The 16,012-nt window shown below is 33.7% G+C and carries 1 protein-coding gene (cut by a window edge); it reads left to right on the forward strand.

The window, feature by feature from the left end:
- Window positions 1-16,012, forward strand: the beginning of a protein-coding gene (locus tag MN869_RS06815) for an Ig-like domain-containing protein (RefSeq protein WP_243307007.1). It continues 22,136 nt past the right edge of the window; only the first 16,012 of its 38,148 coding nucleotides appear in the window; it begins with the start codon at window positions 1-3; its stop codon lies beyond the right edge, outside the window.

Here is a 16,012-nt window from a genome sequence, read left to right on the forward strand (position 1 = left end):
ATGAGTAATAAAGAGTTCAATGCAAATACACAAGAGCAAATGTGGACAGTTGAGCAACTTGAACCAAAGCTTTTACTGTCAGCAGATTTGATGCCTGGTGTGCATGAAATATCTGGACATATTGAAAAACCTGGTGAACAAAAACAATATGAATTTGTTGTCACAGAGAAAACTAAATTTTTCTTTGATGGGGTCAATGGAGAAAAATTTAATTGGTCGTTAAAAGCTAAAGAGAAAGGGTTAAATTTATCACCAATTTCTTTAGAAGCTGATGCACATAAATTTCTTGAACTTTTACCAGATACCTATCAATTAACTGTCGATGGTGAAGATGATAAGACTGGTAATTATTCTTTTAGGATTTTTGGTGAGAGTGCTGCGCTTAACCTGAACTTGAATGAAGCTACTGACCTAAAACTTACACCATCGACTCAAGCCGTACTATATAAAGTACAACTTGATCAGGGGGATCGTCTTTATTTTGATAGTCAAACATCAGCCGTGACTTGGAGTATGTTTGATTCAAATGCCAAGCTAATTATTGATAAATCAAATCTATCCAAAGGTTTTGAAGCAACTCAATCGGGTACATACTGGTTATCAGTAGAAGGAAATAATTCGAAAAATAATGTAAATAGCTCTTTTACGCTGTATTCAACCAAAGACTCAATAGATGTTTTAAAACTAAATGAAAAGCAAAAGGTTATATTTAATAAACCGTATGAGTCTAAAAAATATACATTTGATTTAAATCAAGATCAATGGATTGCCTATGATCAGCTTAGCCAAGGAATTTCAGATATAGAATGGTTGATTGAAGATAATACTGGACAGATAGTTTTTTCGAATAAACAAACTGAAAATGCTGAAGCAGCCCTTAAATTTTTGAAAGCAGGAAGCTATAATTTAGTATTTAATAGTCTAGCGAATATTCAGGGTGAGATTACTTTTGAGTTGAAAGGTAGCTCAGTTTTAGAAGGGAATATAGATGAAAATAATCCTAATCTAACCGTAGGCATAGACAGTTCGAAATTTATCAAGATAAAAAATAAGGACAATGATAGCTTAGCCTTGATATTTAATAATTTAGTTGAAAACGTTGAATTAAAAAGAGAAGGAGTAATCTCAAAGGAGGTATTTTTTTCAAACACTGGGGTGCAGTATTATAAAGTATATCTAACGAAAGATGATGTTGTTAATGTTGAGAAAAAAAACAATTTATCCTTGTTAAGAATATTTGATGAAAATGGTGTTGAAGTAGCTAAATCAAATGGAAATAATTTTCAATATGTTTCAGAAAAATCTGGATATTACTATTTAGGTGTAAGTTATTCTGGAAATGATAATTATTTATATTTTGAAGAGGCTGAAAATTTAAAAGATAAAAAAGACAATATTATTTTTTCATATGTACCATATTTAAATAATATTAAAGAAGTTGGTGATGCGGGCGGATCGATAGCAACTGCAAAAGAAATAAAACTTCAAGCCTATAATAGTTTAAGAGTTGAAGTTGGAAATAACAATACAAGTTATGCAGATGTTGATTTCTTTAAAATAAACGTAAATTCAGGTGATCAAATCAGTATTTCGACACCGAATGGACCTGCTATAGATGGTTATCTAAAGATATTCGATAAAAATGGAAATTTATTAAAATTAACAGATGATTCTCCATTGACATATGCTTTTAACACGAAAGGAGATTATTACTTAGCTTTTGGTTCATATAGTAATCGTAATTATAATCCATTGGTGGAAAATAGTGCTGGGACAGGAGGGAGTAAAGGAGTAATAGACGTATATATTGATCTTAAAAAAACGATGCCTTTACCAAAAGTATATTTGGTTGATAATCAAGGTAATTTAATATTAGAAGAAAATGTCACTCAGTTAGGACTTATAAAACAGAGAATAAATAAGGAACAAGAATATCTTCTCTGGGTAAGCACGCCAGAAACTAAAAAAAATACGAATTCATATAGTGTTGGACTTACTAAAACAGTGAAGCAAGAAATTGATGTTTTAGGAACAGTTGAGCAAGAATATAATTTTAACAGTATCTTAAAAAAATATGATATTAATTTGAATGTCAAAAAAGCGGGTACATATTTTATAAAAGCAGGTATGAATTCTGGAGATTTTTCTTGGACGCTTAAGGGTATCGGAATTGAAACGATAGAATCTAATATTAATGGAGCTGAAAATGTAGGAGCTTTAAAACCAATCTATTTGGCAGAAGGCATATATCAACTCACGGTTGAAAATTATGATGCTATTGGTAAATTTAATTTAGATTTTATTTCAACAGATACAGTCTTAAATCTGGACTCGGGCTCAGAAATACTAATAAATGAATTGGAACCAAATGAAACGGTTCTCTATAAGATCGAATCAAAGTATTTAGATGAGTATCTATTTAATGTAGATAAAAATAATCCGAGTCTAAAAATTTCTATTTGGGATCAATATGGGAAACTTATTGTTAGTGATGTAAGTAATGATCTAAATTTATATCAAGATTACAAGCAAAGTAGTCTTTATATATCAATAGTAAATAATAGTGTAAGCGATACACTTCATGATATAAAATTTAAATATGTAAGAACAGAGCATACTCAGCCCATTGTTGTTGTCAAACCAATTTATTTAAATCAAGGAATCTTAGAGACAGCTGAGCAACTTCCACGAGACATCAGATATAGCTTTAATGCTGAACATGATGGTCTAGTTACTTTTGAATTTATTAACAACATTTATGAAACAGTAAGAGTAGTTGGGCCAGAAGGTGAAATTTTCTCTGGCTTTTCTGGTGATACTGACAAAATACAAGCTAAATGGCTTGTTTCAGGTCAATACTTTATAGAGTTTAATAATAAGCTTGAAAATACACCATTTAATTTTAAAATTAATGATATAAATCAATATCCACTTTTGGATCAAAATGTATTAAAAAATCTAAGCCTAAATGTAGATAATTCTTTTCAAGTTTATCATTTTAATATGAGTGATGTTTATGATTATTCATTGAAGTTTGATGGTGGTTCTCGGAATTTTAATTTTAAAATATTAAGTTTAGATGGGATTGAAATTGTTCGTGGTGGTGGGGAGACAAATAAAGTTGATCTTTTTAGAAAAGAATTGATTGATGATTATATTTTAATAATTGAAGCTAATAACGAAGTGGATTTGAATTTAAATTTTATTCTAAATTCAAGTAAGAAAACATTGAATCTAAGTGAGGATAATAGTTTTAATTATAGGTTTGATCATTCTTATCAATACAAAGAAGTTGAAGTGGTTGTTGATGAGGCTGGTTTATATTTCTTTAATGCCTCGATTTTTAATGGTGGACATTGGACGCTTATTGATAGTAATGGTGGAAATGAGTTTGTGCCTAATCCTACTATGCCAAGCCGTTTGTCTGAAATGGAAGGGAACGCATTTAATGAAGCTAGATCATTTTATTTAGGTAAAGGGGTTTATAGATTAATTCTTAACGGATTATCTAATAGTGATGCAAGAATTGAAATTGAAATAAAACAGAAAAAAGATATTTTAGAGCTTGGTTTATTTAATGGCGAGCTAGTTATACCTAGTGTTAAGGCTAATAGTGGTGGGTGGTTTAAAATCTCGGATAATTTTTATAAAGACTTTCTTTTTAAGTTAAAACAAGAAACACCTGATTTGAATTTGACTATTTTTGGTGAAGATGGAGCTTTGATAAATAGTGGGTTAAATCCGAATGAAATATTTAGCTTGGATTCGGATTTTAATTATGTTTATGCGGTTGTTAATAATAACTCTTCTGAGGAAAAAACAAATATAATTTTTGAGACAAAAAATAAAAATAGAACTATAAGTTTAAATGAGAATTTGCAGTTTGAATATGATGATATTTTAGATAAATCTAATTTTGGATTTCAAGTAATTGAATCTGGCTGGGTTACTTTTAGATTTAGTTCGAGTGACTTTGAGGGTTTTAGTCTAAGTGAAGGATCTAGGTCTATATTTGATGGCTATGCTGAATACTTTAATTATAATGATGGATTTGGTTTAAAAACATTGTGGTTGGAGCGTGGAGCTTATGCTCTTAAATTTAATAAACCTGAACCTAGATTGTTAAATAAAATTGAATTTGAAGGTGAAGTAAATTGGTTTAAATTTTCTATTATTACCAATGAAAATATTGAAAAAATAGAATTAAATAGTAATGTTGTGCTTGATTTTTCAAATACAGATGCATATAAAATTTATACATTTAGTGTTGATGATTTTAAGAATTATAACTTAAGCCTAATAGAGGGGGGGAATATTCAATATACATTGTATACAAGCAGTGGAATTCAAGTGTTTGATGGTCAGCTCGGTCTTGGTGAAAAAATAGAGAATATTGCTGAATTCAATCGATATTACGATTATAAAAATTATATTTTGGTTTTATGGAGTGAGCAGCAAAAAATTTCTATTCTTCTTGAGGAGGTTGATAGTACTTTACCAGAAATCCCAGTGGTTTCTTCGACTTCAGTTGGAGAATCAGAACTGGTTATTTCAGGTGTGAGTAGTACTACTGAGAATTTTGAAAAAATATCCTTAAATGTTGAACAGGATGGAATGTATTTTATTACCAATCTTAAGGATGACGGAAGATTATATTGGGGGATAGTCGGTGCATCTCTTATTACAAATAATGATTTAGTGAACCAAGTTTACCTTAAGAAAGGTATATATAATCTTATTATTGTAAATCCGGAATTGGTTGAAATTGGCTATGAATTTAAGATATTACCAGTTTTAAAAATTGAAAGTGAAATTAATAAACAAGAAGAAACAGTTGTTGATTCATTGGCTGCGGGTGGAACAATATTCTATAAACTTACACTAGATCAAACAGATGAATTGTTTTTTAGAAATTTGAGTCAATATAATGACTTAAAAGTAAGTTTGTGGATGGAAGATGGTTCATTTATTGATTACTTTGGTGATTCTGTAAATATTTTTGAAATTTATGGAGATGCTAAAAAACAAAAAACGATTATATATTTAACAATTACAAATATTTCAACTGAAAGTATCACAAATTTTAACTTTATTGTTGAAGATAAAACCAAGAAAATCAGTCTAAATGTTGATAATGTTTTTAATATACATGATAGTCAACAATTTTTTACTTTTAAGTTTAATGTCGAAAATTCTGGTTGGTATGGCCTGAATTACAATGGTTTAAATAATTATGCTGCTAATATTTATCAAGTTGTAAATGGAAGTTGGTTGCCTGTAAGCCGCTCTTTATATACTGATATGGATTTTTATAAATTAGAAAGTGGTAATTATGTTATTCAGTTTTATTACAATTATGTGCCAAATTTTGCTATGGAAAGTAGTCCGACTGATTTAGGAGGTGGCCGTAATTTAACAGTTAATATTTCGGATGTTGAAGCGCCGAAAAAAATATCTATAGAAAACCAAAATATAGCAGTAAGCGAACATACACAAGTTTATGAGTTTCTTGTTGATCCAGATTTTAATTATTTTATTGATATTCCAGAGCTAAATGGTAGCGAAGTTAGTAATTTTACTTTTAAATTATTCGATGAATATGGTAGAGAGCTTGTCTATGAAAATTACTATGCTATGTGGAGGCTTCCATTAAATGAATTTGGTAAAAATTATTGGCTAGTTATTGAAAATAATAATCAGACAGAAATTTTATTCAATATTGTGAAGCAACCAAAGCAGATTCATTTGTCAGTCAATGCAAATGAAAATACTGCTTATGAACTTGATTTGTTAAATGATTATCAAGGGCAAAATATTATTTTAAATATAGAAAAGTCAGGAACGTATTTCTTTGAATTGCCAATCGATGAAAATTTGCAATGGGATTTAATCGGTCTTGGCCAACAAAATGGTTTCCCTAATAGAGAGTCTGTACTTTCACGTAGTGAGGAGTTTAACAGTAATAATGCTGTGCTAGCTTTCCATTTATCAGCGGGAACCTATAAACTCGTATTACGACCATCACAAGCGATGCATGTTGCATTTAATATTATTCCGGCAGCACAAGCTGTGAATGTATTAACCAATACGCATACTGTCATTGACCAATTAGCTGCTGGTGAGGTTAGGTTATTCCGTGTATATCAGGACTACTTTGCAGTTTATACTGAAAGCTATAATCAATTCTGGTTAAGCTTAATTTCTGAGAATCTTGGTCTTGAGTTTAATTTCTGGACGCAAAATGGTGAACGACTTTTCCTAGATTATGTTAATGAAAACGAAATTATTAAATTATTAAATACGCAACCTTACTTTTATATTTCAGTAAAAAATATTGGTTCTGAAGTTCAAGAGAATATTGAATTTGTAGTTACCAAAGAAGAGCATATAGAACAAGTTGCTGATGTTGAAATGATTCAATTAGACCAATTTGTTTCAATTGCTGGGAATGCGATAAGTGACCAGCTAACATATGAGTTTTCAACTACAGAAGATGGTTTTATCCGCTTTGATTTCAAACAGTTGGCTTATCAGTACATAAAAATAACAGGTTCAGATGGTTTTATTTTTGAGGGTAGTCCGAGAACGCTAAATAGTTTAACAGGGCAGTCTTTAGAAGCATTCTGGTTGAGAGCAGGTCAGTATAAGCTTGAATTCAAAAATAAAATATTTGGAAAAAATTTAGAGTTTGTCGTTCAAAATCAGTCAAAACTTGCCACTATCGTAACTGATGAAAGTGCACTTGTAACTTTAGCGGCTAAAGGGGGTTATCAATTTTTTAACTTAGCGTTAAACAATCAGAATGATACTGAATATTGGTTACATCATGTCATTACGAATGGACAAAATTTATCAGCTTTACGCTACACGCTTTATAGTCAGGATGGAAAGAAGCTGTCGAATGGAACCCTTTCAACGCTATATCAAGCTTTAATTACACAAGGTTCTAATAATCGATATATTTTATTGATTGAAAATTCTAGTAATGCTCAAATTGAATATCAGCTTAGTTTGCTTAAGAAGAAAAGCTCACAACCACAGGTAATTGAGCTTAATAAAACTGTAAATGACCAGTTTTTGGGACTTGAGCAGCAGAAAAGCTATACTTTTACAATCAATGAGATGACTACACTGAAGTTGGAACAGCTCTCATTAAATAGTTCAAGTAATAATTATAAGCTAGTAAATAGTAAAGGCTTAGAAGTTATTCTTAATAATAATAATTACCTTCTCATTGCAGATACATACTATTTAACTGTAGTGAATGATAGTCAACCAAATGATCGTGCCAACCCATTTAGCTTTAAGACGGTTGCCGTGAACAAATCGATTGACTTGAATTTAAATATATTGACACAGATTTCATATAATCAAGGAATACCAGACAAGTTTTTGAAAATTTATTTGAGTGAAGATCGGCTTTATGATTTGAGTAGAAATAATTATCAGCATGGGGGATTTGTTATATATGATTTACAAGGTAATTATATAAAAACAATTGAGCCAAGTTATTATAATTATGATGTTGGTTTTGAAGTTAACCAAACAGGTAATTATTTGATTCGACCTACTTCTTATTCAGATTATAGTGGAAGTATAAGTTTTACTTTGACAGATAAAGCTAAATATTTAAATCTTGCTGAAAGTGATTTTGTTAGTGGGATTTTAAATACTTATAATAGTCAGCAAAAGTATAAGATAAAAGTTGAAAATCAATCTTTGTACAAAGTTAATGGGAATAATTCGAATATTGTTTTTTCAATTAAGAAAAAAGATGGGGCTGGGAATGTTTATGAAACTCCATTAAATGGAGGAGGCTATTTTTCTTTAGAGTCTGGTGAATATGAAATTACACTCTCTAATACTTCATCAAGTGCTAGTGGGTACTATCTACAGTTTTTAGATTTACTAAAGCCAAATAACAATGAACTTCAACTGAATCAAAAAATTACAGTGAATTCAGCGAATGGTCAAAAAGCAAATATACAAAATTTGGATGGACAAGCAGGTGAAACTTGGCTCATTGATTTAAGAAATACTGGCTCAAATTACCATGATGTTCTTTGGGAGTTATATGACCCATCTGGAAAAAGAGTTATTTCCTCTTCTCAATCTGGTAGTCAAGATAATTCGATTAAATATAATTTAATACAATCAGGTCAATATACTTTGTTGATTTGGGGGTATTCATACAATTCGGCTAGAGCAACGTCCATCTTAGTCACTAAACCTATTGAAGTTAAACAAACGCTTAAGATTGGTGATCAGGTTTCTAGTCAAATTGCCAAAGCAGGTGATGTGCATACATACACACTGAAATTGGATAAAGCGACTGCTTTTATTGTAGATGCTGTATTAGGAAATACTAATTTTAGTATTATTCGTGAAGATGGGACAGTAATTGATACAAATAACTATTCTATACAATATTTAACGGCAGGGAATTATCGTTTTGTATTTAGTGGTAATAGATCTGATACACCTACTTATTCATTTAAGTTAGTTGACTATATTGCAAAGTCATCAGTAGTGAATCATGTTGAAAATATTAGATCTGAATTAAAAGTTGGTGAGAATTTGGCCTTCATTGAATTGAATACAGAGCCAAACCAAAAATATAGTTTAGATTTTACAACCAGTACAGGGCTTTGGTATCAGATTGTAGATGCGTATGGGCGGATTTTAATTTCAGGCAATGATTATAATAACAGTAATACATTTATAGCACCTAACGATCAAGCTTATTTGATCATTAGAAGAGCAAGTGGAAGTGGAAGTGCGGTTAATGCTTTCAACGTACAAGTTGTATCTGTGTTAAATACTGTATCTGTATTACCATTGGGTCAAACGGCAAATGTATCTATGTCAAAACTTGCTGATCGGGCTGAATATACTTTCAGTATGGCAAGCGAGGGGTGGTTGGTTCTAGAGAACATTGCTTCTAGCGACATGGGTATTACACTGGCTTTACGGAATCAAAATAATAGTCAGATTTTTAGTCATAACAACTTAACATTTGCGAATGGGCTTGCAAGAATTTATCTTGCAGCTGGACATTACACACTCAGTGTAAACTCCAACAGTGATCAGGCAGCGACATTACAATTTGATGCTCGTATTGATCACATAGGTGCATATAGCAATGTAGGCCAAACCCTCAATACTGCTCAAGAATTGTTCCTGAAAAATGGTCAAACTGAAATAAACCAGCTCCAACCAGTGACCAATCAGCGTTATCTCTACAGATTTATACTAAATCAGGGAGATAGCTTTAATGCCATACTTTCTGAGGGTCAAGCAGGACAAATCCGTCTGCTAGATTCATCTGGAAACGAAGTCGTTAAAGGAGCAGCAGGTCCCATACAGTATAATGCAACTTTAACAGGTATTTATTATCTTGAACTTAAAAATAGCACCGCTGGTACACAGCATATTACACTGAACCGCAGCAAAGGAAATCTGACTGAAAGCACGGATGTTGGCAATACGTTTGCTACAGCTAAAGAGTTGAGTTTTAAAACGGATACGCAGTTTAAAATTACGACTACTATTGGCGATGGTACTAATGCCACTAAAGACGTTGACTTATATCAAATTATGTTGGTTGCTGGAGAATATTTGAATATCTCCTCATACACCAATAGTAACTTCCTAACACGAATTTTTGATTCTGCTGGTAATGCAGTTTATTCTACTTCGTATGGTGGAGATGGATATTATTATACAGCGATTACAACAGGTGTTTATTATATTGGATTAAGTGGTAATCTAAATAATAGCTATAACCCGTTAACGGGTGAGAATGTTAAGGATGCCTATACAGGAAATAATACTGTTATTTTAAGCCGTCAGTCAGGATTGATTCGTCCAATCACACAATTCTCTGAAGAAATTAATATACCAGAAAGTATGACCTCTACAGAAAATTGGTCTGGTATTATCAATACAGGTTCATCTCAGGAATTTTATTTTGAAGTAAAGTCTGATGGTTTATATTATTTAGATCGTATCCAGTCGACTTATAATTCTTCTTATAGTTACAGTGTTTCTGTTTTGGATGCGCAATCTAGAGTTGTTGGGACTGGTTTTAACGTTGCTTATTATTTAAAAGCTGGTGTATATAAATACATCGTTAATAATGCATCGTATGCAGAAAATTTCCAATTTAAATGGATGAACTTGTCTGCTCAGGCGACAGTGATTCAGCAAGGTCAATCTGTAACTTTAAACTATTCAAAAAATGCAATTGCCAATCGTGTATACAAGTTTTATGCAGAAACTGGTCAAACCATACAGTTCAACAGTCTAGGACAAGTATCAGGTACTGTTCCTCCTTATAGGATTGTGAATGAATTTGGTCAAGCTGTTACTGAAAATAATTTGAGTTCATCACAAGATGGTTCATTGATTAATCTGAAACATAGTGGATATTATTATATTGTTTTTGATGATACATCGAATGGATATAGTTCAGAATATAATCAATACTCTGGTTCAGCTTCTTTCCAAGTGGATAGTATAGATTTAATAAATATTCCTCAGCTACATTTAAATGATAAAAAATCTGGAATTTTAAATGCAGCCAGCCAAGAAGTTATCTATGATCTAAAAATAGATAAAAAATCAACAATACTCTTTGATCTCTTAACTGCGACAGATTCAAACCTTTTATTTACGATTATTGATCGTTCGGGGAATACAGTTTTTTCTGATTATTCAAATAATCTGATCAATAGCAGATTATTATCATTAAATGCAGGTACTTATAGGGTTAAAGTTCAAACTGCTTCATTTAGTCAACAGGTCTATGGTTTTAAACTTTTAGATTTAACTCAGGCACAACAACTTAGCAGTGGACAAATTGTTGAAGACCGTCTTAAACCTGAAGGTGAGCTATCTGCATATCAGATTACAGCAAATGCTGGAGATCGTATATTTATCGATTTTGATGAGTTAATTGCACAAAGTTATAACTATTACAATGGACAATGGAAACAAAACTATACCACCCAGTTGATCGTGATAGATCCATATGGTCGCCAGCAAGTCATTTCAAGAAATGATATCAATAATCTGGGCTCAGAGTTTGTTGTCACCGTTTCAGGTGTGTATACGATTCTATTTGATGAACTCAATCGTGATGATATTGAACTACCATTCCGTATGGCGGTATATGTTCATGCAGCCTCTAATCCAGTCGTCATTGATTTAGAAAACAATGCTTCACGAGTTGATCTATCGATAAACGAGCTAAAAGTACGTAGTACGGATGGTGATATGATCAAATCAGGCAGTCAGCTGGAGATAAGCTGGACTGCAACAAATATCGGAAACAATAATTCTTTTGGAGATTTTACGGATCGAGTTTTGATAAAAAATAAAAGTACAGGGGAAATTATCGCTGAGAGCTTAGTTTTATATTCTGAACAGAGTTCTGGTGCCCTTTTAATTAATCAATCTATTCATCGTACTGTACTTATTAAGTTACCAGAGGGCCGCCTTGGTGTTGGTGATTTTGAAGTTATTGTTGAAGCTGACTTCTATAATCAGCAAAAGGAAACATCTGAATCGCGGAAAAACAACCAAGCTGTCATATCGTTTAGTAGTGAGTTTAGAAATTATCCTAATTTATCGGTAGATCACATTAAATTGACACCTGCACATAATTGGCAGTCTGGTGACTCCGTTACCTTAAATTGGGATGTTAAAAACTCTGGCCTGGCTCCTGCATTTGGTTCATGGATAGAAAGAATTGAAATTATTAATATTACGACTGGCTCAGTTGTTGTAGCCCAAGATATTTTAATGTCAGCGCAAAGTTTAGCTCAGAATAGTGATATCAAGCGTCAATTCAATTTTGTTTGGCCATCGGATATTTATGCGATTGGACAGTTCTTAATAAAAGTTAAAGTCGATGCTTTAAATACGATTCCTGAATTTAGCCAACAAGATGGTTCATTAGAGAATGATAACGAAGCTCGGATTGAAGTGATTGCTGGACCAGATTTAGTGGTTAAAAATTTACGATTTTTGCAATCAAGAATTCAGGCTGGAGATCTTGTCACCGTTGTATGGCAAGATGTTAACCAAGGAAGTGTGGCAACGCCTACAAATTATCAAGATCGACTGACTGTCCGTGCAAAAAATCCAGATGGTAGTGCTGGTAAAGTGATATTAAATTTTGCCGTTGCATTTAATGGGCAGGATGCTTTGCCGATCATGGCTGGTGAGATACGTAATCGTAGTTTCAGCTTCACGATGCCTGAAGGTGTAGATGGTATTGGCCAATTTATTATTGAAGTTACTGCAGATAGTAATATTGCTGGGCAGGGTATTGTCTACGAAGTCAATTCTTTAGGTAATGCTGAAGCAAATAATAGTTTGGCTGCAACATTTAGTTCTACAGCGCAAACCTATGCAGATATTAGGGTCTCTCAAGTTATTGTTCCAACAAATGTGGGTGCAGGAAATACAGCTAAAATTCAATGGACTGTGACAAACAGTGGTGATGAAGCCGCTGAAGGTCAATGGGTTGATCGTATTATTTTAAGCCGGGATGCGATTATTGGGAATGCCGATGATATTATTTTAGCAAACTATAATCGCGTCAAAAATCTGGCTGTTGGCGAAAGCTATCAACAGGACATCTCGCTTACAATTCCACCTCGTCTGCAAGGCAGTTACTATATTGCTGTAGTGACTGATGTTAATCAAAACATCAAAGAACCAGATACCAGAGCAAATAATCAGGTCATTTCTGCCCAGTTTAATATTATAAAAACATATGCTGATCTGAGTCCTGAAATTGTTCAACTCCCGACAGTATTAGGTCGTAATGAATTAGGGCGTGTGAGTTGGAAAGTCTCTAATAATGGTAATTTGACAACAGATATTAATCGTTGGGTCGATACAGTTTATATTTCAACCAAGCCAACATTGGACTCAAGTGCAACGGTATTAGGTTCTGTGACGCGTACGGGTGCTTTGACGGTTGGAGAGTCTTATCAGGCCTATCTTGATTTTTCATTAAATCGAAGCCTTGGACAGTATTATTTGTTTGTTAAAACAGATAGTTATGGTGCTGCTTATGAGCCGGAGCATACGCAAAATAATATTGTTGTTTCTCAGCCGATTGTTTTAGAGGGGGAAAAATTACCCGATCTTCAAATTTCTGATCTTCTGGTTCAATCGCAATGGCAATCAGGTAACCAAGTAAAGCTCACATATACCTTAAATAATACGGGAACAGCAGATTTTACCGGTTTAGTCTATGACCGTGTTCGATTGATTAATAGCAATAACCCTAGCCAGATATATAATTTATCAATCTCTCCTACCTCTTTTAATCGTGATATTGCAAAAGGGGAAAAATTTGTTCAGGAAGTGTGGGTTAACGTACCAAATATTGCCTTAGGACAATGGAAGCTAGAGGTGACTTCTGATGTTCATAATTACGTGCGTGAGTTAGATGCCGTTAGCCATACAGCAAATACTGTAATTGAAATGGTGAGCCCTGATCTTGTCGTTGGTAATTTGAAAACGACAGGAGTTCTGCTAGGTGGCCAGAATATTGATATCTCATGGACAACCTACAATCAAGGGAGTGCAAAAGCTGCTCAGGTGAAGGATATTGTTTACCTATCACTTGATGATGCAATTGATGGTAGTGACATTAAAATTGGTGAAGTACTCCATACCGAAATCGGCAGCTCATCATCTATTTCATCTGTACTGAATTATAAAATCCCACAGAATTTATCTGGGCATTGGCGTCTTATTATTGTTACTGATGCAAGTAATAAAAATGCTGAATATAATGCGGAAGATAATAATCAATATTCACAAAGCCTTGAAATTGCGAAGGCAGAATATGCTGATTTAGTTGTTACAAACATCAGTGTACCAACTCAAACAATTGCTGATCCTGCAACCTTGAAAGTGGAATGGACTGTATCGAATATTGGCACTGGTGCTGGGCTCAATACAACGTGGACAGACACGGTGATTTATTCTAGTGATGATATCCTAGGTAATTCAGATGATATTGTTTTAGCTAAAGTTATCCATGATGGGGCGCTAGAAAAAGACGCAAGTTATACTTCATCTGTTCAATATCGATTTGGTCCAAACTTTACTAAACATGGTTATATCTTTGTTCAAACAGATAGCTTAAAACAGGTTTGGGAAAATGATTTAGAGGCGAACAATACCGCAAAATCTGATCATATCGTTGACGTAATGCCAAAGGCTTACGCTGATTTACAGGTTGATAGTTTGTCAATTGACAATACTCAGCAATTAATCAGTGGTTCAACAACCACGGTAAAATGGTCTGTTTCCAATCAAGGGATTGGCATTACAGATAAAGATACTTGGGTTGACCGTATTTGGTTAAGCAGCCAGGCTGATGGCAAAGGGCAACTCTGGGAGCTGGGTTCAATTCAACATTTGGGCTACTTAGCTGCGAACCAAAGTTATGAACATTCTTTGGCAATTACCCTGCCAAATGGACTGTCTGGTACTTACTATATAAATATGAGTACAAATACAGGGAATAGTGTATTTGAGTTTATATATGGTGAGAATAATCAGAAGTTAGGCTTAACGACCCAAGTCCAACTGGCAGAATATCCTGATCTGATTGTAGAAAATATTACACTTCCAGAAACTGCATATGAGGGGACGGAAGTTGAGTTTAGTTGGAGTGTCCGTAACCAATCGGGTAAAAATGCGACAGGCAACTGGATCGATAGTGTTCGGTTAATTTCTTTAGATGGTAGTAAATCTCCAATCTATTTAGGAAATTATAGTTATACGCAAGGCTTGGAAATCGGCAAAACCTATACTCGAACAGAAAAAGTAGGACTCCCTTCGCGTTTAGAGGGAGCATGGCGTTTAGAGGTTGTGACCAATGCTGATTTAGGTAAAAACACGAACAGTCAAATTTATGAACATGCAGCTGCACGTTTAAATAATCGTTTAATTTCTGATGATATCTTACGGGTGGATTTAAATCCTCGTCCAGATCTACGAGTTACGAAGATAGAGGCACCAGAAAAAATCATTGCTGGTGGCAAAGGCAGTGTCAAATTTACGGTCAGCAATATGGGACCATTGGTCACCAGTAGTCAATGGAAGGACTCTGTTTACTTATCTCTTGATGGTAAGTTGAGTTCTGATGATATGTTGATTGGGCGCTATGATAGCGGATCAGCATTAGCCCCAACTCAAAGCTACACCACCATTACAGATGAATTTACCGTACCATTACGTTATCGCGGTGATGTTTATATTATCGTCGTATCTGATTCTGGCAACAGCATCGATGAATATCCGAATGAAAATAATAATATTCGGGTAGAAAAGCTCTATGTCGAGCCGACACCTTTTGCCGATATTGTGACCAGCGATGTGATTGCACCAGACCAAGCGAGTCATGGTAGTAAAATTACGGTTGATTATAAGGTAAGCAATAAAGGTTCTGCCAAGACGCAGGGTGATCAAAGTAGTATCAATAGCTGGATCGATAGCGTTTGGTTGACGGTTGATAAGCGCCAACCAGATCCTTCTAAAGGGGATAAAAAATTAGGTGATATCCGTCATACCGGGTTACTTGAGGTTGGAGAAGACTATTTAGGGCAAATAACGGTCACAATACCTGAAGGGACATATTCCGGTAAGTATTATATTACGGTCTGGAGTGATACCTATGATGCTATTTTAGAAGATACGCTTGCAACCAATATTAATTTGGATGATCCAACACAGGTTGATAATAACAACTATAAAGCAAGAGCAATTGATATTTTAGGTTTCTCACCACCAGACTTTACTGTGGTTGATATTCAAGCGCCAGTTCAGGCTGTTGCTGGGGGAAGTTATCAATTTAGCTATACGGTGAAGAACCGTGCCGATGAGTTTGAAGGGACTTGGACCGATGAAGTTTGGTTAGCTGATAATGCAGATCTCTCTAAAGCCACTATTCGTTGGAAACTCGGTGAATTTATTCAAA

This window comes from Acinetobacter sp. NIPH1876 (assembly GCF_022808535.1).
Classification (GTDB): Bacteria; Pseudomonadota; Gammaproteobacteria; order Pseudomonadales; family Moraxellaceae; genus Acinetobacter; species Acinetobacter higginsii.